Origin of the sequence: Pseudomonas sp. BR20 (assembly GCF_050780135.1) — a bacterium.
In the GTDB taxonomy this organism is placed as follows: domain Bacteria; phylum Pseudomonadota; class Gammaproteobacteria; order Pseudomonadales; family Pseudomonadaceae; genus Aquipseudomonas.
In genome coordinates this window covers 5,295,599-5,317,722 of sequence record NZ_CP172012.1, presented here as the reverse complement: position 1 = coordinate 5,317,722, position 22,124 = coordinate 5,295,599, and the positions used below count along the sequence as shown (strand labels likewise).

Annotated in this window: 17 protein-coding genes; 12 read left to right on the top strand and 5 right to left on the bottom strand. The window is 60.7% G+C overall.

Annotation, left to right across the window (positions count from 1 at the left end):
• Positions 1–432 precede the first annotated feature (432 nt).
• Positions 433–3,327, bottom strand: a complete 2,895-nt coding sequence (locus ACHPFG_RS24465) for a ribonucleoside-diphosphate reductase subunit alpha (protein ID WP_431700650.1) — start codon at positions 3,325–3,327, stop codon at positions 433–435.
• Between the two features lie 736 nt (positions 3,328–4,063).
• Between ACHPFG_RS24465 and ACHPFG_RS24460 the strand changes: the two genes are divergently transcribed.
• Together ACHPFG_RS24460 and ACHPFG_RS24455 are read left to right on the top strand one after the other, a co-directional pair.
• The gene (locus ACHPFG_RS24460) at positions 4,064–4,789 is read left to right on the top strand and encodes a response regulator (RefSeq protein WP_431700648.1); all 726 of its coding nucleotides are present in this window, start codon (positions 4,064–4,066) and stop codon (positions 4,787–4,789) included.
• On the top strand, positions 4,786–6,396 hold the full coding sequence (locus tag ACHPFG_RS24455) for an ATP-binding protein (protein WP_167656087.1): 1,611 nt from the start codon (positions 4,786–4,788) through the stop codon (positions 6,394–6,396). The genes ACHPFG_RS24460 and ACHPFG_RS24455 overlap by 4 nt, the downstream gene beginning before the upstream one ends.
• 10 nt (positions 6,397–6,406) lie before the next feature.
• Here ACHPFG_RS24455 and ACHPFG_RS24450 read toward each other — a convergent pair whose 3' ends face one another.
• Complete coding sequence (locus ACHPFG_RS24450) at positions 6,407–7,123, bottom strand: 4'-phosphopantetheinyl transferase family protein (RefSeq protein ID WP_431700646.1); 717 nt, start codon at positions 7,121–7,123, stop codon at positions 6,407–6,409.
• A 137-nt stretch (positions 7,124–7,260) separates the two neighbouring features.
• On the opposite strand from ACHPFG_RS24450, the gene ACHPFG_RS24445 reads away from it, so the two are divergent.
• From ACHPFG_RS24445 to ACHPFG_RS24435, 3 genes are read left to right on the top strand one after another with little or no spacing between them, the layout of a single operon-like run.
• On the top strand, positions 7,261–7,569 hold the full coding sequence (locus tag ACHPFG_RS24445; protein ID WP_431700645.1) for a hypothetical protein: 309 nt from the start codon (positions 7,261–7,263) through the stop codon (positions 7,567–7,569).
• An 18-nt stretch (positions 7,570–7,587) separates the two neighbouring features.
• Complete coding sequence (locus ACHPFG_RS24440; RefSeq protein ID WP_017138377.1) at positions 7,588–8,265, top strand: response regulator; 678 nt, start codon at positions 7,588–7,590, stop codon at positions 8,263–8,265.
• Positions 8,262–9,608 carry an ATP-binding protein gene (locus ACHPFG_RS24435; protein WP_431700644.1) on the top strand — a complete coding sequence of 449 codons (1,347 nt, stop codon included), beginning with the start codon at positions 8,262–8,264 and terminating at the stop codon, positions 9,606–9,608. The genes ACHPFG_RS24440 and ACHPFG_RS24435 overlap by 4 nt, the downstream gene beginning before the upstream one ends.
• A gap of 139 nt (positions 9,609–9,747) precedes the next feature.
• Here ACHPFG_RS24435 and ACHPFG_RS24430 read toward each other — a convergent pair whose 3' ends face one another.
• Positions 9,748–10,746: an AraC family transcriptional regulator gene (locus ACHPFG_RS24430; RefSeq protein WP_431700643.1), complete on the bottom strand. Its 999-nt coding sequence runs from the start codon at positions 10,744–10,746 to the stop codon at positions 9,748–9,750.
• A 339-nt stretch (positions 10,747–11,085) separates the two neighbouring features.
• Between ACHPFG_RS24430 and ACHPFG_RS24425 the strand changes: the two genes are divergently transcribed.
• The 3 genes from ACHPFG_RS24425 to ACHPFG_RS24415 all read left to right on the top strand — a co-directional run bounded on the left by ACHPFG_RS24425 (position 11,086) and on the right by ACHPFG_RS24415 (position 14,162).
• Complete coding sequence (locus tag ACHPFG_RS24425) at positions 11,086–12,417, top strand: dicarboxylate/amino acid:cation symporter (protein ID WP_074847492.1); 1,332 nt, start codon at positions 11,086–11,088, stop codon at positions 12,415–12,417.
• A gap of 171 nt (positions 12,418–12,588) precedes the next feature.
• Positions 12,589–13,575: an XdhC family protein gene (locus ACHPFG_RS24420; protein WP_431700642.1), complete on the top strand. Its 987-nt coding sequence runs from the start codon at positions 12,589–12,591 to the stop codon at positions 13,573–13,575.
• The gene (locus ACHPFG_RS24415) at positions 13,575–14,162 is read left to right on the top strand and encodes a nucleotidyltransferase family protein (protein WP_431700641.1); all 588 of its coding nucleotides are present in this window, start codon (positions 13,575–13,577) and stop codon (positions 14,160–14,162) included. The genes ACHPFG_RS24420 and ACHPFG_RS24415 overlap by 1 nt, the downstream gene beginning before the upstream one ends.
• Positions 14,163–14,237: 75 nt before the next feature.
• Here ACHPFG_RS24415 and rne read toward each other — a convergent pair whose 3' ends face one another.
• Positions 14,238–17,438: a ribonuclease E gene (gene rne, locus ACHPFG_RS24410; protein ID WP_431700640.1), complete on the bottom strand. Its 3,201-nt coding sequence runs from the start codon at positions 17,436–17,438 to the stop codon at positions 14,238–14,240.
• Positions 17,439–18,205: 767 nt separating this feature from the next.
• Between rne and rluC the strand changes: the two genes are divergently transcribed.
• Genes rluC through ACHPFG_RS24395 form a run of 3 tightly spaced genes read left to right on the top strand, consistent with a single transcriptional unit; the run spans position 18,206 to position 20,819 of the window.
• Entirely contained in the window at positions 18,206–19,165 is a 960-nt protein-coding gene (rluC, locus tag ACHPFG_RS24405) for a 23S rRNA pseudouridine(955/2504/2580) synthase RluC (protein WP_131697765.1), read from the top strand.
• Positions 19,152–19,814 (top strand): HAD-IA family hydrolase, encoded by a 663-nt coding sequence (locus tag ACHPFG_RS24400; protein ID WP_431700639.1) that lies wholly within the window; start codon positions 19,152–19,154, stop codon positions 19,812–19,814. Before rluC ends, ACHPFG_RS24400 begins: the two co-directional genes overlap by 14 nt.
• 21 nt (positions 19,815–19,835) lie before the next feature.
• Entirely contained in the window at positions 19,836–20,819 is a 984-nt protein-coding gene (locus ACHPFG_RS24395; protein ID WP_431700638.1) for a S49 family peptidase, read from the top strand.
• 87 nt (positions 20,820–20,906) lie between these two features.
• On the opposite strand, the gene ACHPFG_RS24390 is transcribed toward ACHPFG_RS24395, so the two are convergent.
• Positions 20,907–21,485, bottom strand: coding sequence for a Maf family protein (locus ACHPFG_RS24390; protein ID WP_131697762.1), 579 nt, complete (start codon positions 21,483–21,485; stop codon positions 20,907–20,909).
• Positions 21,486–21,590: 105 nt separating this feature from the next.
• Between ACHPFG_RS24390 and ACHPFG_RS24385 the strand changes: the two genes are divergently transcribed.
• Complete coding sequence (locus tag ACHPFG_RS24385; RefSeq protein ID WP_027607804.1) at positions 21,591–22,121, top strand: YceD family protein; 531 nt, start codon at positions 21,591–21,593, stop codon at positions 22,119–22,121.
• Positions 22,122–22,124: the final 3 nt, after the last annotated feature.

The following is a 22,124-nucleotide window of genomic DNA, read 5'->3' as shown; positions in this document are numbered from 1 at the left end:
AACTGAAGCTCAAGCGTTGAGCATCGCTATCCAGTCTCAGGTAGAGCGCTGGGTCTGTAGCCTCATCAGCATTGAGAAAGGCCCCGTTGCTCAACCAAATGTCTAAATCGTGGCCCCGGGCTGCCGCCCATTAGTGAGCTATCCCGATGGTACGGAGGGTGTTGGTGAGGGGGTAATTCGAGCGCCCGGCGTCGCGATATTTTAATGTCGCGTAGGCATTCGGCCAGAAAAGGGGGCACCCCGGTCGTCCACAAGCACCGAGAGGAGGGCGCCGTCTTAGGCTTCAAAGGTTCTGACGTGGTAGCTGAGCAATGTATACGCTCTCTATCTATCGGGTAGACCTGACCTCACCGTAGTTCAAGAAAAAAGCAATGCAAAAGGCCGCCAAAGGGCGGCCTTTCTAGCGATGTATCCGCTATTAGTTTATTGGCATCATTGGCAAGCTTCGCAATCCGGCTCGTCGATCGCGCAGGCCTTTGGCACGGGGGCCGGGCCGGCCGGTGCGGCGAGCACCGAATCATCACCGTGGTTGCCGCTGGAAACAGCGTTCAGCTTACCGGTGTTGATGGTCGATTTCTCGGTGCTGGTCGCGGCCAGGGCACGGAGGTAGTAAGTGGTTTTCAGGCCACGGTACCAGGCCATGCGGTAGGTCACGTCGAGCTTCTTGCCCGATGCGCCGGCGATGTACAGGTTCAGCGACTGAGCCTGGTCGATCCACTTCTGGCGACGGCTGGCGGCGTCGACGATCCACTTGGTGTCCACTTCGAACGCCGTCGCGTAGAGCTCTTTGAGTTCCTGCGGGATGCGCTCGATCTGCTGCACGGAACCGTCGTAGTACTTCAGGTCGTTGATCATGACCGAGTCCCACAGGCCGCGGGCTTTCAGGTCGCGGACCAGGTACGGGTTGATCACGGTGAATTCGCCCGACAGGTTCGATTTCACATACAGGTTCTGGTAGGTCGGTTCGATCGACTGCGATACGCCAGTGATGTTGGCGATGGTCGCGGTCGGTGCGATGGCCATGATGTTGGAGTTACGAATGCCTTTCTGCACACGGGCACGTACCGGTGCCCAGTCCAGGGATTCGTTCAGGTCAACGTCGATGTACTTCTGGCCACGCTGCTCGATCAGGATCTGTTGCGAATCCAGCGGCAGGATGCCCTTGGACCACAGCGAGCCCTGGAACGTCTCGTAGGCGCCGCGCTCGTCGGCCAGGTCGCAGGAAGCTTGGATCGCGTAGTAGCTGACCGCTTCCATGGACTTGTCGGCGAACTCGACCGCCGCATCCGAACCGTAAGGAATGTGCTGCAGGTACAACGCGTCCTGGAAGCCCATGATGCCGAGGCCGACCGGACGGTGCTTGAAGTTGGAGTTCTGCGCCTGTGGCACCGAGTAGTAGTTGATGTCGATAACGTTATCGAGCATGCGTACGGCGGTGTTGACGGTGCGCTCCAGCTTGGCGGTGTCCAGCTTGCCGTTGACGATGTGGTTCGGCAGGTTGATCGAGCCCAGGTTGCAAACGGCGATCTCGTCCTTGTTGGTGTTCAAGGTGATCTCGGTGCACAGGTTCGAGCTGTGGACCACGCCCACGTGCTGCTGCGGGCTGCGCAGGTTGCATGGGTCCTTGAAGGTCAGCCATGGGTGGCCGGTTTCGAACAGCATGGACAGCATCTTGCGCCACAGGTCTTTGGCCTGGATGGTCTTGAACAGCTTGACCTTGCCTGGGTACTCGGTGAGGGCTTCGTAGTACTCGTAGCGCTCTTCGAAGGCCTTGCCGGTCAGGTCGTGCAGGTCCGGCACTTCGGATGGCGAGAACAGGGTCCACTTGCCGTCATCGAAGACGCGCTTCATGAACAGGTCAGGGATCCAGTTGGCGGTGTTCATGTCGTGGGTACGACGACGGTCATCGCCCGTGTTCTTGCGCAGCTCGATGAACTCTTCAATGTCCATGTGCCAGGTTTCCAGGTAGGCACACACTGCGCCTTTGCGCTTGCCGCCCTGGTTGACCGCTACGGCGGTGTCGTTCACGACTTTCAGGAACGGTACGACGCCCTGGGACTTGCCGTTGGTGCCCTTGATGTACGAACCCAGTGCACGCACTGGTGTCCAGTCGTTGCCCAGGCCACCGGCGAATTTGGACAACATGGCGTTGTCGTGGATCGCGTGGTAGATGCCCGACAGGTCATCCGGCACGGTGGTCAGGTAGCAGCTCGACAGCTGTGGACGCAGGGTGCCGGCGTTGAACAGGGTCGGTGTGGACGACATGTAGTCGAAGGACGACAGCAGGTTGTAGAACTCGATCGCACGGTCTTCTTTGTGCTTCTCTTCGATCGCCAGGCCCATGGCCACGCGCATGAAGAACACTTGCGGCAGTTCGAAGCGGATACCGTCCTTGTGGATGAAGTAACGGTCGTACAGGGTTTGCAGGCCCAGGTAGGTGAACTGCTGGTCGCGCTCGTGGTTGATCGCCTTGCCGAGTTTTTCCAGGTCGAAGGTGGCCAGGACCGGGTTCAGCAATTCGAATTCGATACCCTTGGCGATATAGGCAGGCAGCGCCTTGGCGTACAGGTCGGCCATTTCGTGGTGGGTGGCGCTGTCGGCCACGCCCAGGAAGCCCAGGCCTTCGGCACGCAGGGTGTCCATCAGCAGGCGCGCGGTCACGAACGAGTAGTTCGGCTCGCGTTCAACCAGGGTACGGGCGGTCATCACCAGGGCGGTGTTGACGTCGGTCAGGGCCACGCCGTCGTACAGGTTCTTCAGGGTTTCGCGCTGGATCAGGTCACCGTCGACTTCTTCCAGGCCTTCGCAGGCCTCGGTGATGATGGTGTTCAGGCGGCCCAGGTCCAACGGGGCAAAGCTGCCGTCGGCCAGGGTGATGCGGATCGAGGGGTGCGCTTGCACGGCGGCTTCTTCGGCCGGGGAGCGTACGGCACGTTCCTTGGCGCGCGAATCGCGGTAGATCACGTAGTCGCGGGCCACTTTCTGCTCGCCGGCACGCATCAGGGCCAGTTCGACCTGGTCCTGGATTTCTTCGATGTGGATGGTGCCGCCCGACGGCATACGACGCTTGAAGGTCGCGGTGACCTGTTCGGTCAGGCGGGCAACGGTGTCGTGGATGCGCGACGAGGCAGCAGCGGTGCCGCCTTCAACTGCAAGAAACGCTTTGGTGATAGCGACGGTGATTTTGTCATCGGTGTAAGGAACGACAGTGCCGTTACGCTTGATCACGCGCAATTGGCCAGGTGCAGTGGCGGACAGATCCATATTCGAATCAGCGGCCTGCGGCACGGAGCCTTGCGGGTTCTCGCGAGTTGTGTCGGTTTGCATGGGGGGTTGTCTCCACATTTCTATATTTATTTGGGCACCATCACGGTGCCCACCGTTCCGTCCTGAAGCACTTACAGCAGGCCTGGGCCTGGCATAACAACTTCGGGACAGGAGGAAGGGAGCTGATCGCGCCGCTTCCATGCCGAAGTCTTCGGTTCGGGGCTCAAACGCCCTTGGCCGTATTCCTGGTGGGTGACAGTTGCCAGGTTCAAGCACTGCAACACCCGTACCGTTTTCCGCTGTTGGAGCTGGAAAACGGCTGCCATCCGCTTGAGCGGTTTGGGCTTTCAAAAAATGCTTGGATTAGACCAAACAGGAGCAAGAAAGGGCTTGAGTTTCTTGTCTGATTTGTGTTGGGTCTTTTCGCTGAAAACCCTACATGTAGGGTTTTTTTGGCGCCGATCTACAAGATAATGCGTTTTGGGGGGCTTAGCAACGTACTGCCTGTGGATAACGTTGTGGGTAAAATGTGTATGAAACGTGGAACACCCGTGTAGGCCGCAGCACTGCTGGATTCGGCCGTTTGTCACTGAATATTCCAAGTTGAAAACAGCCGGTTGGATTTTTGAGGGCGCGAACCCTATCACAGAAAAGCGCGATCACCGAATGGATTTCCCGGCTTGTGCGAGTGGGCTTGACCATGGCTACAATCGGCCTTTGTTATGCCCTCAAAACATTACAAATAAGGTGTGGCCTGCTCGGCCAACGCATCCCTTTATAACAACGAGGTTCACCCGTGGAGCAAGAAGCCTGGCAAATCCTGATCGTCGAGGACGACGAGCGACTCGCCGAGTTGACCCGCGATTACCTTGAGAGCAACGGCCTGCGGGTCTGCGTGGAAGGTGATGGCGCCCTCGCCGCGGCGCGGATCATCGCCGAGCAACCGGACCTGGTGATCCTCGACCTGATGCTGCCCGGCGAAGACGGCCTGAGCATTTGCCGCAAAGTGCGCGAACGCTACGACGGCGTGATCCTGATGCTCACCGCCCGCACCGACGACATGGACCAGGTGCTCGGCCTGGACATGGGCGCCGACGACTACGTGTGCAAACCCGTGCGCCCGCGCCTGTTGCTCGCGCGTATCCAGGCCCTGTTACGCCGCAGTGAGGCGGCTGAACCCGCCAGCGTGGACAGCCAGCGGCGCCTGCAATTCGGCCCGCTGGTGGTGGACAACGCCCTGCGCGAAGCCTGGCTGCACGATGACGGTATCGAATTGACCAGTGCCGAGTTCGACCTGCTGTGGCTGCTGGTGGCGAATGCCGGTCGGATCCTGTCCCGCGAAGAAATCTTTATCGCCCTGCGCGGCATAGGCTACGACGGCCAGGACCGCTCCATTGATGTGCGCATCTCACGGATTCGCCCGAAAATCGGCGATGACCCGATCCACCCCCGGCTGATCAAGACCATCCGCAGCAAAGGCTACCTGTTCGTCCCCGAAGCCGCCGCCGATATGCCGCTGTGAACTCGATCTTCCTGCGTATCTATGGCGGCATGTGCGCGGCGCTGATTCTGGTGGCGCTGCTCGGCGTGCTGGCCCTGCACCTGCTCAACGAGGTACGCAGCGGCCAATACCGTGAGCGCCTGGCCCACGGCACCTTTGCCTTGATGGGCGATAACCTGCAGCCCATGAGCGCCATCGAGCGCCAGCGCGCCCTGGCGGTGTGGGAGCGTTTGCTCGGTATTCCCCTGGAATTACGCAGCCTGACCGATGCCCAGTTGGACCTCAGCCAGCGCACGCGCCTGCAACGCGGCCAGGTGTTGGTGGAGCAGACCGGCCCCCACGCTGCCCGGGTGCTGCGCCTGGTCAGTGATAAGGAACAGTGGGTGCTTACGGGAGAGGTGCAGCAGATCAGCGAGCAACTGGCCCGCGCGACCATTTACCTGCTGGCCGACGAATTGGTGCGATTCCCCGTGGCCGAGCAGCCGCAACGGCTGGCGGATATAAAGGAAGCCAAGGGCTTTGGTTTCGAAATGCACCTGATGACCCTCGATCAGGCTGATATGGACGACGACCAACGTCGCCGTGTATCGGAGGGCGATACGGTCATGGCCCTGGGCAAGGGCGGCGATTCGATCCGCGTGTTTGCCGGTATGGTCGGAACACCCTGGGTGCTGGAGCTCGGCCCGCTGTATCAGATGAGTCCGTACCCGGCGCAATGGCTGGTCCTGATCGCCTTGATCGGCCTGACCCTGATCGGCCTGATTGTCTATTTATTGGTGCGTCAGCTTGAACGCAGACTTCGAGGCCTGGAAGCCGCCGCCACGCGCATCGCCAAAGGCAATCTCGAGGTGCGTGTGCCAGCCCGGGGTGCCGACTCGGTGGGGCGCCTGGCGGCGGCCTTTAATGGCATGGCCGAGCACCTGCAGCAACTGCTGGCAATCCAGCGCGAATTGGTGCGCGCGGTGTCCCATGAACTGCGCACACCGGTGGCACGCCTGCGCTTCGGCCTGGAGATGATCGGCGACGCCGCTACGCCTGAAGCGCGGAGAAAGTACCTGGAAGGCATGGACAGTGATATCCAGGATCTCGATGGGCTGGTGGATGAAATGCTCACTTACGCAAGGCTTGAGCAGGGGGCGCCGGCGTTGATTTTCCAACGGGTTGATCTCGATGCGCTGCTTGACCAGGTGATAGGCGAATTATCGCCACTGCGTCCGCAGGTGAACGTGGCCAGGGGTATTTGCCTGTCGTCGGCACATTGGGACGACGCGTGGGTCGATGCCGAGCCGCGCTACTTGCACCGCGCCCTGCAAAACCTGGTGAGCAACGCCATGCGCCACGCCCAGGGCCAGGTGCTGATCAGTTATCAGGTGGGCCAGGTGCGCTGTCGCATTGATGTGGAGGACGACGGACCCGGTGTACCGGAAAGTGCCTGGGAGCGTATTTTCACCCCGTTCCTGCGCCTGGACGACAGCCGCACACGTGCCTCGGGCGGGCACGGGCTGGGGTTGTCGATTGTGCGGCGCATCATTTATTGGCACGGCGGACGGGCGTTGATCAGCAAGAGCAACAACCTGGGCGGAGCGTGCTTCAGCCTGAGTTGGCCCCGGGATCAAGATAAACTCTGATGGCGGTGTATCAAGCGCTGATGGCAACCAGGCTCAACAACTGCCCCTCATTCAGCGCAAACTGCGCGGTAAGGTCCTTGCCGTGGCACCACTCGCTGGACAGGTCTGTGAGCAAGCGCAAGCGCACATGCCCGGCCTCCGACCACTCCAGCACCTCGGCATGCTCAAAATAGAAGCGCTTCTGCACGATCGGGTAGAGCGCCTTGAACAAACTCTCCTTGACCGAAAACGTCAGCGTCACCAGCAAGGCGATCTGCTCTCGCGGCAGGTCAGCCATACGCTGCAGTTCTTGCGCAGTCAGAATCTCCCCGGCCAGGCGCTCTGCCCGTTCCAGGCTCAGTACATTCTCCAGGTCCATCCCCAGCCCGCGCCATTGCGCCTTGTGCCCGACAATCGCGGCAGCATGCCCGGTGCTGTGGGTAATGGAGCCACTGATATGGGCGGGCCACACCGGTGCGCGGTCTTCGCCGATCGCCGGGATGCAGTTAATGTGATCGAGCTGTTGCAGGGCCGCGCGCGCGCACAGGCGGCCGGCGAGAAACTCGGCCTGACGCTTGGCCACCGAGCGCTGGATGCTTGCCGGTGGCGGCACGGCGCAGTGTTGGAAGTCGCCGGGTGCCAGCAATGCGGGGTCGAACCGAGTGCTGAGAAACACCGTGCCCGGCAAGGGTTCGGGCAGCGGCCAATGGGCGTCGAGTGGGGTGCAGCAAGCGGGTAGGGGCGTCATGGGGCGGTATTTTGCCGAGTTGATGCACAAGAGGATAGCCCGCCGTGGTTCAGGTGAGGTTCAGAGCCTGTTCAGGGGGAGTTCAGGGGCGCCTGCGTAGTCTGGCCTCACAGCCAAACGCGTAATGAGGTAACACCATGACTGCGATCAAAAAGCTGATGTTGGCGTTAACCATGCTCAGTGCTACCGCTGGGGTTCAGGCCTCCGAGGGTGCCTTTGCTGCATTCGGCCGTGAGAAAACCAAGAAATCCAGCATCGTGATGCAGCGTGTCAGTATCGAAAACGTCGGCAGTCAGCCCGCGCCCTGGGGCCAGTCTCTGGGCCAGGCCACCCCGCAGCCGAGCTATCGCGCCGGCTATGAACACCTGACCGGCCAGTTCAACGGCATTAAACTGCGCCCGCAAGACCTGCAGGGCCGCTATGATATCCCTCTGTCGGACAGTTGATTTGCTTTGGAGAGCCTTATGAAATTGCTGGTGGTGGAAGATGAGGCGCTGCTGCGTCATCACCTGTTTACCCGCCTGACCGACAGCGGCCACGTGGTCGAAGCCGTGGCCAATGCCGAAGAGGCCCTGTACCAGACCGGTCAATTCAACCATGACCTGGCGATCATCGACCTGGGCCTGCCTGGCATGGGCGGCCTGGACCTGATCCGCCAACTGCGCAGCCAGGCCAAGACCTTTCCGATCCTGATCCTCACCGCGCGCGGCAACTGGCAGGACAAGGTCGAAGGCCTGGCCGCCGGTGCCGACGACTACGTGGTCAAGCCGTTCCAGTTCGAAGAGCTGGAAGCGCGGATGAACGCCTTGCTGCGCCGCTCCAGCGGGTTTACCCAGTCGACCATCGTCGCCGGGCCCTTGCTGCTGGACCTCAATCGCAAGCAAGCGTCCCTCGATGAACAGCCCCTGGCATTGACCGCCTATGAATATCGCATCCTCGAATACCTGATGCGCCATCACCAGCAGGTCGTCGCCAAGGACCGTCTGATGGAGCAGCTCTACCCTGACGACGATGAGCGCGATCCGAATGTGATTGAAGTGCTGGTCGGCCGCCTGCGCCGCAAGCTGGAAGGCCCGGCGGGGTTCAAGCCGATCGACACCGTGCGCGGCCTGGGCTACCTGTTCAATGAGCGCTGCCGTTGATTCGCTCGCTACGTGTGCGCTTGATGCTGGCGGCCGCCACCCTGGCCGTGCTGTTTATGCTGGGCCTGTTGCCCGCCATGCAGGGCGCGTTCAGCCTGGCATTGCAGGATTCCATCGAGCAGCGCCTGGCGTCGGACGTCACCACACTGATCTCCGCCGCGCGGGTGGAAAACAATCGCCTGCAGATGCCGGCGCAGTTGCCGGATGAACGCTTCAACCTCACCGATAGCCGGTTGCTCGGCTATATCTATGACCGCGAAGGCCACCTGGTGTGGCGTTCGCGGGCAACCCGGGACGAAAACATCAACTATAAGCCGCGCTATGACGGGCGCGGCAACGAGTTTGCGCGGATTCGCGAGGCCGACGGCCAGGAGTTCTTCGTCTACGACGTCGAGGTCAAACTGCTCAGCGGCAAGAGCGCGGCGTTCAGTATCGTGGCCCTGCAACCGGTGCGCGAATACCAATTGACCCTCGAAGGCCTGCGCGAAAACCTTTACCTGGGCTTCGGCGCGGCACTTCTGGTACTGCTGACCTTGCTGTGGTTGGGCCTGACCTGGGGCCTGCAAGCCCTGCGGCGGTTGAGCCAGGAGCTTGACCAGATCGAAGGCGGTACCCGCGAAAGCCTCTCCGAACAACACCCTCGCGAATTGCTGCGTCTCACGGGCTCCCTTAACCGCCTGCTGCACAGCGAGCGCGAGCAGCGAACGCGTTACCGAGATTCCCTCGATGACCTGGCCCACAGCCTGAAAACGCCGCTCGCTGTGTTGCAAAGCGTGAGCGAAGACATGGCGCAACGCCCGGAAGATCGTGATCAGGCCTGGGTGCTGCAATCCCAGATCGAGCGCATGAGCCAGCAGATCAGCTACCAGTTGCAGCGTGCGAGCCTGCGCAAAAGCGGCCTGGTGCGACATCAGGTGCGCCTGGAGCCGGTGTTGCAAAGCCTCTGCGATACCCTGGGCAAGGTCTACCGCGACAAGGCCGTCACGGTGGCCTTTGAATTGCCGGACGAATGCGATGTACCGATCGAGAAGGGCGCCCTGCTTGAATTGCTCGGCAACCTGCTGGAAAACGCCTATCGGCTGTGCCTGAGTGAAGTGCGCATCAGCCTGGTGGAAAATCCTGAAGGCATCGAGTTGTGCATCGAGGACGACGGCCCCGGAGTGCCGCCGGACCAGCGTGCCCGGATTCTGCAACGGGGCGAGCGCTTGGACCGTCAGCATCCGGGGCAGGGGATCGGGCTGGCGGTGGTCAAGGACATCATAGAAAGCTACGGCGCGCGACTGACGCTGGGGGATTCACCGCTGGGTGGCGCGGCGTTCAAGATTCACTTCCCGGCCGTGTGAACTGTAGTGGCTGGGCTGGCCCTATCGGGGGGTAAGCCCCTTACCCTATTTTGAATTTATTCACGCATCAAACTTTGTAAACACAGTCAAAGGTGGGAGGGGGCTCGCCCCTGATGAGGCCCTCACAAACGACGCAGCGCTAACTCTCCTGCGCCCGATAGTCTCCCGGTGTCAGCCCCGTCCACTTCTTGAACGCCCGATGAAACGCCGACGGTTCGGAGAACCCCAGCTGCTCGGCGATCTCCTGCAAGGACAGATCCGCCCGCCCCAGGTGGTAGATGGCGATGTCCCGCCGCAATTCATCCTTGAGCATCTGAAAGCTGGTGCCTTCTTCGCGCAAATGTCGGCGCAGGGTTTGCGGGCTGACGTGCAAGTGCCGGGCGACGGCTTCCAGGTCTGGCCAAGGCGTGCGGTCGCGGCTTAACAACCGGCGTAACTGGCTGCTCAAGCTGTCGCCTTCATCCGGGCGTGACAGCAGGTCGGCGGGGGAGCGCTCAAGGAAATGCTTGAGGGTGCGCTCGTCCTGCAACAGCGGCAGGCTCAGGTAGCGGGCGGGAAACACCAGGCTGCTGTGCGGGGCACCGAACACCTGGGCGCAGGGAAATAGCAGGTCATATTCAGCGGCGTGGGCCGGCATCGGGTAGCTGAACGTGGCCTGGTGCAAACGAATGCGCTGGCCGATCAGCCAACTGCCCAGGCGGTGCCAGATCACCAGCAGGCATTCGCTGAGGAAGTGATCCGGGTCCCACAGTTGAGAATCATCCAGGATCAAGCGGGCCATTTCGCCTTCCCGTGTCAGATGCCAGCGCGGGCCTTGTGGGAATAGGCTATAAAATAATAAGCCGCGTTCCAGAGCCTTCTCCAGGGTGCGGCAGTGGATCAGCGCATGGCACATCATGGCGAAGGTGCCGCGTTTGCTCGGCCCGTCGGCGAACCCCAGGTATTCATCGTCCAGTGCCAGCCAGAGCATTTGCAGCAGCCGGGTAAATTGCTCAGGTGCAATGCGGGCGCGGGGTTCGGTCAACAGTTCCGGGGTGATACCCAGCTGTTGCAACAGGCCCGAATAGTCGTAACCGGCTCGACGCGCACCGCCGAGGGCTGCCCGGGCGTAATGACTAGCGATGGTACGTTCACGCATGCGGGGCCCTCGTCCATGGAATGGCGGATGGTAGTCATCACCTGGCAGGGCGACAAGGCGGATATCCGCCAAATTGTAGGACGTGATTGGGCGGTGCGGCGGAAATCCGCCAGCTGATTCGGCACTTTGGAGGGTGCTTTAAAATCCGCAGCCCTGATGTCTTAAGGCCCTCAGGGATTTTCAGCAAAGTGGCACGGCGTTTGCGATAAGGATTACAGCGCAGGCCTGGTCCTACAGGCTTCGCAAACAACAAATCCCTCCAGTGCAGGAGGGTTCGCAATTCAAGTGTCGTGGGCAATGGCGGATATTTGCCACACGGGACGATTGAGGAATTTTGCAATGACGACTCGTCAGCCAATCTACAAATCCCTGTATTTCCAGGTGATCGTTGCAATCGTTATCGGTATTTTGCTCGGTCATTTCTACCCGCAGACCGGTGTGGCGCTCAAGCCACTGGGTGACGGCTTCATCAAGCTGATCAAAATGGTCATTGCCCCGATTATCTTCTGCACCGTTGTCAGCGGCATCGCCGGCATGCAAAGCATGAAATCGGTCGGCAAAACCGGCGGCTACGCGCTGCTGTACTTCGAAATCGTTTCCACCATCGCACTGCTGATCGGCCTGATCGTGGTGAACGTTGTGCAACCGGGCGCCGGCATGCACATCGACGTAGCGACCCTGGACGCTTCCAAAGTCGCGGCCTACGTCACTGCCGGTAAAGACCAGAGCATCGTTGGCTTTATCCTTAATGTGATTCCTAACACCATCGTCGGCGCCTTCGCCAACGGCGACATCCTGCAAGTGCTGATGTTCTCGGTGATCTTCGGTTTCGCCCTGCATCGCCTGGGTGCCTACGGCAAGCCGGTGCTGGACTTCATCGATCGCTTCGCCCACGTGATGTTCAACATCATCAACATGATCATGAAGCTCGCGCCAATCGGTGCCCTGGGCGCCATGGCGTTCACCATCGGTGCCTACGGCGTAGGTTCCCTGGTGCAGTTGGGCCAGCTGATGATCTGCTTCTACATTACTTGCCTGCTGTTCGTGCTGGTGGTGCTGGGTGGTATCTGCCGCGCTCACGGTTTCAGCGTGATCAAACTGATCCGCTACATCCGTGAAGAGCTGTTGATCGTACTGGGTACTTCTTCCTCCGAGTCCGCACTGCCACGCATGCTGATCAAGATGGAGCGTCTGGGTGCGAAGAAATCCGTAGTCGGCCTGGTGATCCCGACCGGCTACTCCTTCAACCTCGACGGTACCTCGATCTACCTGACCATGGCTGCCGTGTTCATCGCTCAGGCGACTGACACCCACATGGACATCACCCACCAGATCACCCTGCTGCTGGTGCTGCTGCTGTCTTCCAAAGGCGCTGCTGGCGTGACTGGTAGTGGCTTTATCGTACTGGCTGCCACCTTGTCGGCTGTCGGCCACCTGCCGGTTGCCGGCCTGGCGCTGATCCTGGGTATCGACCGCTTCATGTCCGAAGCCCGTGCGCTGACCAACCTGGTAGGTAACGCCGTTGCCACCCTCGTTGTGGCCAAGTGGGTCAAGGAACTGGACACCGACCAACTGCAAAGCGAGTTGGCTTCCGGTGGTCGCAGTATCTCCGACACCCGTGAAGAAGATGACCTGGGCGTGGCCGAAGGCCCTGCACCAGTGATCAAGTAAGCCGCTGATGGCGTGAACCCACGCTGACAGCTATTCGCAAACGCCCCGACTGGTTCGGGGCGTTTGCGTTTGTGTGGGATTACTTTTTTGGAATATTTTGACTTACAGTCAATGACTCGATGAAATTCGCGCCACGCGGTACGTTCCAAACGCAGACTGGCAGGAGAAGTTATGGACAGCGTGGATTTAAATGTCCTGCGCAGCGTGCTCGAATGGCGCCGCGCCGGGCAGCAAGTGGTGTTGTATAGCGTTGTGCAGACGTGGGGCAGCGCGCCGCGTCCACCGGGCGCCATGTTGGCCTTGCGTGGTGACGGCGTGGTTATTGGGTCGGTATCCGGCGGTTGTATCGAAGACGACTTGATCGCCCGTTTGCAGGATGGCCGTCTGGCCCATGACGGGCCACCGGTGCAGTTGGTGACCTACGGTGTGACGCGCGATGAGGCGGCGCGTTTTGGCTTGCCATGTGGCGGTACGCTGCGCCTCACCGAAGAGCGTGTGGACGATTGGGCATGGGTAACGGAATTGCTCGCACGCTGTGAGGCTCATGAAATTGTCGCGCGCGAACTGGACCTTGCGACGGGCCGCGTGAGCCTGAGCAGTGCGAACAAGGCCGATGTGGTCACCTTCGATGGCGAACGCCTACGGGCTATCTATGGCCCGCGCTGGCGCCTGCTGTTGATCGGTGCCGGGCAACTATCGCGCTACGTGGCGGAAATGGCGCGCCTGCTGGATTTCGAAGTACTGATATGCGATCCCCGTAGCGAGTTTGTCTACGGCTGGGAAGAGCAGCACGGCCGCTTCGTGCCGGGTATGCCTGATGAGGCGGTGCTGAATATCCAAACCGACGAGCGCACGGCCATTGTCTGCCTGACTCATGACCCGCGCCTTGACGATATGGCGTTGCTGACGGCGCTGAACTCCAGTGCCTTCTACATCGGCGCGCTGGGTTCGCGGGTCAATAGCCAGAAGCGTCGTGAGAACCTGGCTGCGTTGGGTTTGTCGACGGACGCGATTGCGCGTTTACATGGGCCGATTGGCCTGCATATCGGTAGCCATACGCCGGCGGAGATCGCCTTGTCGTTGATGGCGGAAATTGTCGCTATCAAGAACGGCGTGGCGCCGATGCAGAAAAAGCCCCTCCCGGTGGTTGCTGAGTAATGCTGACGGCGATTGTTTTGGCGGCGGGGCAGGGCAGCCGGTTCCGAGCCGAGGCGGGGGCTGACCAGGATAAGTTGCTGGCCGATTGCGTGGGCCGTGATGGCGTGATGCGTCCGGTGATCGAGCAGGTATTGGTGAATTTGCCGGATAGCCTGGTGGCGCGCTGGCTGGTGACCTCGCCGGATCGCACGGAGGTCATTCGGTTGGCCGAAGCTTACGGCTGCCAGGTCTTGCTGCTGCAGTCAGCCGGCATGGGTGAAAGCATCGCCGCAGCCGTCGCGGCCAGTGCGTCGGCGGATGGCTGGCTGGTGGTCTTGGGGGATATGCCGTTTATCCAATCATCGAGCATTGAACGAGTGATTGACGTGCTGGAGGAGGATGGCATCAGCGTGCCGGTGCAGGCGGGTGAATATGGGCATCCGGTGGCCTTTGGTCGCGCTTTGGGTCCGGACTTGATGGCGCTGACCGGTGATCGTGGAGGCAAGCCATTGTTCGCACGTGCCAGGGTTCGGGAAGTGCAGGTGGAGGATGCGGGGGTTCTGTGGGATGTAGATCTGCCGAAACGGTTGAGTTTTAGCGCGGACTAAATTTGATCTTCGCTGTTATCGGCATAAAAAAGCCCCGCCTGATCACTCAGGCGGGGCTTTTAGTGGCTGATGGAATCAGGCGAGGGGTTTAGGCTCGTGTTCTTCTTCCAGGGCCTTGTGCTCTACCACTTCTTCAGCAGCAGCATGCTCAACCACGGTTTCAGCAACCGGGGCTGGCGCCTCGACAGCTTCGACTACGGCTGGGGCGGCAGCAGCAGCAGCGGCGGCAGCTGCCTCAGCTTCCTTGCGACGACGACGCACTTCACGTGGGTCGTTCGGCGCACGGCCGTTTTCGGTCAGGGCGCTGGCCGGTGCGGCTTCTACCACTGGTGCTTCGACTTCGGCTACCACCGGTGCTTCAACAACCACTGGTGCAGCCTCGACAGCTGGCGCAGGCTCGGCAACCACTGCTTCGGCAACCGGCGCAGGCGCTTCTTCTACCACGGGGGCAGGCGCTGGTGCTTCAACCGGGGCGGCAGGTTCGGCAGTCCACTGGAAGGCGGTCTGTTCTTCGCGAACTTCACGCACTGCCGGGGCAGCTTCTTCGACAGCCGGCGCTTCAGCAGCGGCTTCAACCACTGGCTGAGGCTCAACAACCGGAGCGGGTTCTACCGCAATCACTTCGGTTTCTGGCTGGGCGTCGTGGGTCGGTGCCACTTCCACTTCCGGAACCACTGGGGCTTCGATAGGGGTGGTTGCTTCAACGACTGGTGCTTCAGCCACTGGGGTCTCGGCAACTGGCGTTTCAACGGCAGTGGTTTCTTCGACAGCGGCAGTCGCGCGTTCAGCCTGTTCGTGAGCCTGGGCTTCAGCAGGTGCGCTGATCACCGAGCTGGCAACCGCTGCGGTAACGGCCAGGCCGGCAGCCAGTTCGGCACCGGTCGGTTCGTTGGTGGCGCCTTCTGCGTTCTCGCCGGCCTCTTCCGAGCCTTCGATCACATTGCCATTGGCATCACGCTGACGCTCACGACGGTTGCTGCGACGACGCTGGCCACGGGAGCGGCGGCGTGGACGATCGCCTTCGGCGTTGTCCTGGCCGTCTTCCTGCAGTTGCTCTTCGCCGGTCAGTACTTCTTCTTCGCTGGCTGCAGCGGCTTGCTCGGCACGTGGTTGACGCTCTTCACGCGGTGGGCGCGGCTGGCGCTCTTCACGTGGCGCACGCTCTTCGCGCGGCTGGCGAGCCGGACGCTCTTCAGCGGCAGTGGCTGCAACACCTGCAACGGCAGGGGCGGCGTCCAGTGGCTCGCGCAGTTCACGCACGCGTTCTTCACGCTCGCCACGCGGCTTGCGATCTTCACGCGGAGCGCGTGGGGTACGTGGTGCACGCTCTTCACGCGGTGCGCGTTCTTCACGGGCCACGGCCGGGGTTTCTTCACGCGCTTCGCGAGGTGCACGCTCTTCACGTGGTGCACGCTCTTCGCGAGGCGCACGTTCTTCACGCGGCTTGCGCTCTTCGTCACGGCGACCGTTGCGGTTACGGCTCTGCTGGCGACCGTTACGACGTTCTTCGTTACGCGCCGGGCGTTCGGTTGCAGGTTTTTCAACCACAACCGGTGCCGCAGGCTCTTCCTTGGTGGCGAACAGGCTGACCAGCGACTTCACCAGGCCCTTGAACAGGCTCGGCTCAGGCAGGGCGGCCGGTGCGGCAACCGGGGCGGCGGTTTCAACCGGAACCGGTGCGTTGGCACGGGCCGGCGCGGTCTTCACGGCAGCTTCCTGGCGCACCAGGGTGCGGGTCGCGGCGGCTGGCTGGACTTCTTCCACTTCGGCAGCGGCAGCAGCGATTTCGTAGCTGGTCTGGCCGCTGTGGGCTTCTGGGCTGTCATCACGCAGGCGCTGCACTTCGAAGTGCGGGGTCTCGAGGTGATCGTTCGGCAGGATCACGATACGGGCACGGGTGCGCAGTTCGATCTTGGTGATCGAGTTACGTTTTTCGTTGAGCAGGAAAGCGGCAACCGGGATCGGCACTTGTGCGCGGACTTCGGCGGTGCGGTCTTTCAGGGCTTCTTCTTCGATCAGGCGCAGGATCGCCAGGGACAGCGATTCAACGTCACGGATGATGCCGGTGCCGTTGCAACGCGGGCAGACGATGCCGCTGCTCTCGCCCAGGGATGGACGCAGGCGCTGACGGGACATTTCCAGCAGGCCGAAGCGTGAGATGCGCCCGACCTGTACGCGGGCACGGTCGGCTTCCAGGCATTCGCGGACTTTCTCTTCCACGGCGCGCTGGTTCTTGGCTGGGGTCATGTCGATGAAGTCGATCACGATTAGGCCGCCGATGTCACGCAGGCGCAGCTGGCGGGCGATTTCTTCAGCCGCTTCCAGGTTGGTCTGCAGGGCGGTTTCTTCGATGTCGCTACCCTTCGTGGCACGCGCCGAGTTGATGTCGATGGACACCAGGGCTTCGGTCGGGTCGATCACGATGGAGCCGCCGGAAGGCAGTTCGACGACACGCTGGAAAGCGGTTTCGATCTGGCTTTCGATCTGGAAACGGTTGAACAGCGGCACGCTGTCTTCGTACAGCTTGATCTTGCTGGCGTACTGCGGCATCACCTGGCGGATGAAGGTCAGGGCTTCGTCCTGTGCTTCAACGCTGTCGATCAGCACTTCGCCGATGTCCTGGCGCAGGTAATCGCGGATGGCGCGGATGATCACGTTGCTTTCCTGATAGATCAGGAACGGCGCGGAACGATCCAGGGAGGCTTCTTTGATGGCGGTCCACAGTTGCAGCAGGTAGTCGAGGTCCCACTGCATTTCTTCACTGCTGCGGCCCAGGCCGGCAGTACGCACGATCAGGCCCATGTCGGCGGGTGCGATCAGGCCGTTCAGCGCTTCACGCAGTTCGTTGCGCTCTTCGCCTTCGATGCGACGGGAGATGCCGCCGGCACGTGGGTTGTTCGGCATCAGCACGAGGTAACGGCCGGCCAGGCTGATGAAGGTGGTCAGGGCGGCGCCCTTGTTGCCACGTTCTTCTTTTTCGACCTGAACGATGACTTCCTGGCCTTCGCTCAGGACGTCCTTGATGTTCACGCGGCCTTCGGGGGCTTTCTTGAAGTATTCGCGGGAGATTTCTTTGAGGGGCAGGAAGCCGTGGCGCTCGGAGCCGAAATCGACAAAGGCAGCCTCAAGGCTTGGTTCGATGCGAGTAATACGGCCTTTATAGATGTTGGCCTTCTTTTGCTCGCGTGCACCGGATTCAATGTCCAGGTCGTAGAGGCGTTGGCCATCTACCAGTGCAACACGCAACTCTTCGGGTTGAGTTGCGTTAATCAGCATTCTTTTCATGTTGTACCGTCGGTTTCCGGGCTGCCGGAAACGGCGTTCGGCACACACGACTTCTCACGGTCGGTGTCAGGTGCGTCAAGAGTGGTTGGCCACTCCAGTGTCCAGCAAAATCGGCCAATTGGGCCGGTATCGCGACGGACGCGTCCTGCTTGTTAGCGGTGGTGACAAAGGCACCACTTCAACAAAAGCTAAGGTCAGGAGGAGGAATCAACCGGCGACTGTGGACGAGATGAAGCGTCTAAATATAAGCCTAGTGCTACACGGTCCGACGGTTGTGCATCTCCACCCTACACGTATCCCTGATAATTCGGGTGCTGCCGCGCGCAGAATCCGCAGCGGGTTGGCATTTACCGTGTTCTCCAATGGGGAGTCCACGCTCATGGCTAAACAAGACTGAGTGTGGGCGACTGCGCTCTCACTCAGCTCTTAACAGGCGTTGTTTCCGAAGCATTCGCCGTGGTCCGGCTCAAGACTGACTGCACTTTGTGAACTGGCCGTAAATATCGGCGCAGAACGCGAGTATTCACTCTGCTTTCTGCACTCGCTTCAGGCCTCATGTCACCTGCGCTTGTTACAATCTCAAGCCTTCCAGGGTGGCGAACGCCCCGTAGGACGGCCTCGCGTCCTGATGAATTGCGATGGTCAGGGCCGGCAGTTTGCCGCTATTCCTCTGTCCAGGCCGCTTTTGGCGGCGTTCGCGACTATAGCAGCAATGATTAAGTGCTTCAATTCCATAAAAAATTGTTATCATCGCCGCCATGACGACTACCGCCCCCCAGACCCCCAGCGTCCAGCTGCTTGAGGTCTCGCCGGAATATGCCGGCCAACGCATCGATAATTTTCTCCTGGCCAGGCTCAAGGGTGTGCCCAAGACCTTGATCTACCGCATCTTGCGCAAAGGCGAAGTGCGCGTGAACAAGGGGCGCATCAAGCCTGAGTACAAGTTGCAGGCGGGCGATATTGTCCGTGTGCCGCCGGTGCGCGTGCCTGAGCGCGACGAACCTGTGCCACTGGCCCAGGGCCTGTTGCAGCGCCTTGAGGCGTCGATTGTCTTCGAAGACAACAAGCTGATCGTGATCAACAAGCCTTGCGGTATTGCGGTTCACGGTGGCAGCGGCCTGAATTTCGGCGTGATCGAAGCCTTCCGTCAGTTGCGCCCGGATTGCAAGGAGCTGGAGCTGGTCCACCGCCTGGACCGCGACACCTCCGGCCTGTTGATGATCGCCAAGAAACGCAGCATGCTGCGCCACCTGCACACCGCCCTGCGCGGCGATGGCGTGGACAAGCGCTACATGGCGCTGGTGCGCGGCAACTGGGCCAGCTCTATCAAGAGCGTCCGTGCGCCGCTGCAGAAGAGCAACCTGCGTTCCGGCGAACGCATGGTCGAAGTGGACGAGGAGGGCAAAGAAGCCCTGACCCTGTTCAAGGTGCTGCGTCGCTTCGGCGACTTCGCCACCCTGGTCGAGGCCAAGCCGGTGACGGGGCGTACCCACCAGATTCGCGTGCACACCCTGCATGCGGGCCACTGCATTGCTGGCGATACCAAGTACGGTGATGAAGGTTTCTCCAAGGAAATCCGCGACCTGGGCGGCAAGCGCCTGTTCCTGCACGCCTACATGCTCACCGTGCCGCTGCCTGACGGCGGCGAGCTGAAGCTGCAGGCGCCGGTCGATGAGATGTGGGCCAAGACCGTGGAGCGCTTGAGTGTCGCACCTTGACTATAAGCTGCTGATTTTCGATTGGGACGGCACCCTGTGTAATTCCATTGGTCGGATTGTCGAGTCGATGCACAGGGCTTCGACCCGCTCGGGCTTTGAGTTGTGCACTGACCTGCAGGTCAAGGGCATTATCGGCCTGGGCTTGCCTGAGGCGATCCGTACCTTGTATCCCCAGATCAGCGACGCTGAGCTGGTGACGTTCCGCGACCATTACGCGGATCACTACATTGCACTGGAAGCCACGCCTTCGCCGTTGTTCGACGGTGTGCTGCAGTCTCTGGAGGCTTTTCGCGCCCAGGACTATCACCTGGCCGTCGCCACCGGCAAGGCCCGTCGTGGGCTGGACCGGGTGCTCAAAGCGCACGATTTTGAAGATTATTTCGACATCACCCGCGCCGCGGATGAAACCGCCAGCAAACCTCACCCTCTGATGCTGGAGCAGATCCTTGCCCATTGCGGCGTTTCGCCGCGACAGGCACTGATGGTGGGCGATGCCTCCTTCGACCTGATGATGGCGCGCAACGCCGGTATGGACAGTGTGGCCGTCAGCTACGGTGCCCAGTCCGCTGAGGCGTTGCAGCAATACGAGCCTAGGGTCACGATTGATCATTTTTCTGAATTGCAGGCCTGGCTCGGTCGGGCTCAATAAGTCTTTGCTGGGGTTGATGGCATGAGTGACGAGTGGAAAGCGCCTGAAAAGGCTGAAAGCGGTGACGACAAGAGCTGGAAACTGCTGGAGAAGACGCTCCTGGCTGGCGTCCAGGAGCAGCGTCGTGCGCGGCGCTGGGGGATTTTCTTCAAGTTGCTGACCTTCACTTACCTGTTGCTCATGCTGGCGCTGTTCAGCCCGCTGATGGACATGGAAAAGAGTGCGACCCGTGGCGCCAACTACACCGCATTGATCGAAGTGCGTGGGGTGATTGCCGACAAGGAACCTGCCAGCGCCGACAATATCGTCAGCAGCCTGCGTGCTGCGTTTGAAGACCCCAAGGTCAAGGGCGTGATCCTGCGCATCAACAGCCCAGGCGGCAGTCCGGTGCAATCGGGTTATGTGTATGACGAGATTCGTCGCCTGCGTGGCCTGCACCCGGATATCAAGCTGTACGCGGTGATTTCCGACCTGGGGGCCTCGGGCGCGTATTACATTGCCAGTGCCGCTGACAAGATCTTCGCCGACAAGGCCAGCCTGGTGGGCTCCATTGGTGTGACCGCGGCCGGTTACGGGTTTGTTGGCGCTATGGAGAAGCTGGGTGTTGAGCGCCGCACCTACACCTCGGGCGAGCACAAGTCGTTCCTTGATCCGTTCCAGCCGCAAAAGGCCGATGAAACCCAGTTCTGGCAGGGGGTGCTCGATACCACCCATCGCCAGTTCATCGCCAGCGTGAAGCAGGGGCGTGGGGATCGCCTGAAGGATAAAGAGCATCCGGAGTTGTTCTCCGGGTTGGTGTGGTCGGGCGAGCAAGCATTGCCGCTGGGGCTGATCGATGGCTTGGGCAGTGCCAGCCTCGTGGCGCGGGATGTGATCGGCGAGAAAGAACTGGTGGACTTCACTGTTGAAGAGTCGCCGTTTGATCGTTTCTCCAAGAAGCTCGGTGCCAGCGTGGCTGAGAAGCTGGCGCTGTATATGGGCTTCCAGGGCCCGACGCTGCGCTAATATCTCAAGTCTGTCGTAGATCAAAATGTGGGAGGGGCGGCGCGACGATTCGACGCGCCCCCTCCCACATTTGGTTTAGCGGTGTTCTTAAGGGATTTGCACGCCTTCGCTGAGTAGCATGTCCACCAAGCGAATCAGCGGTAAGCCGACGAGGCTGGTCGCGTCCGGCCCTTCGGTGCTCTGGAAGAGGCTCACGCCCAGCCCTTCCGCCTTGAAGCTGCCCGCGCAGTCATACGGCTGCTCTATGCGCAGGTAGCGCTCGATGCGCGCTGCATCCAGCTCGCGCATGTGCACAGTGAAAGGCACGCAGTCCACCTGGCAGTGCCCGGTCTCGCTGTTCAGCAGGGCCAGGCCGGTGAGGAAGCTGACACGCTTGCCACTGGCGGCCAATAACTGCTCGCGCGCATTTTCGAACGTGTGGGGCTTGCCGATGATACGGCCTTCCAGCGCGGCGACCTGGTCTGAGCCGATGATCAGGTGTCCTGGGTGGCTGGCGGCGAGGGCGCGGGCCTTTGCTTCGGCCAAGCGCTTGACCAGCTCGATGGCGGACTCATTTGCAGCGTGGCTCTCGTCGATATCCGGCGAGCTGCAGATGAATGGCAGGTGCAGGCGACTGAGCAATTCCCGGCGATAAACCGAGCTGGAAGCGAGTAATAAAGGCAGCATATACGTCTCCTCAAGGCAGCCGCCGATTCTAGCGGGGCGACCGGCCGACGCACAGGGCTGAATTTCCTTTGACATGGCTGGGTGCATCCCTATAATGCTGCGCCTATGTTGAATGACCCGATTCCACCTCACGTTGACCCGCGCAAATTGGCTGATCGTGGCACTTCCCTTCAAGGTGAGTTGCTGCTGGCCGATTTGGAGAGACTCTGCGACCCGCTTTCCGACACTGTCGGTACGGTGCAGGCCAAATTCGTTTTTGAACGAGATGAACGTAAATCTGTGGTAATTCACAGCTTTATCGACACCGAGGTCAAAATGGTTTGCCAGCGTTGTCTTGAGCTGGTCACCCTGCCGATTCACAGCGAGTGCAGTTATGCTGTGGTAAAGGAGGGTGCGAATACCCAGTCGTTGCCGAAAGGTTATGACGTGCTGGAACTGGGCGAAGATCCTTTGGATCTGCATGCACTGATCGAGGAGGAGCTTCTGCTCGCCTTGCCCATTGTGCCTGCTCATCATCCGGAAGAATGCCAGCAGCCGGCGGGTCTCGATGACGAGTCCGAACCGAGCGAGGACGAGGTAACGCGGTCCAACCCGTTCAGTGTATTGGCGCAGTTAAAGCGTGACCCAAACGTTTAGGAG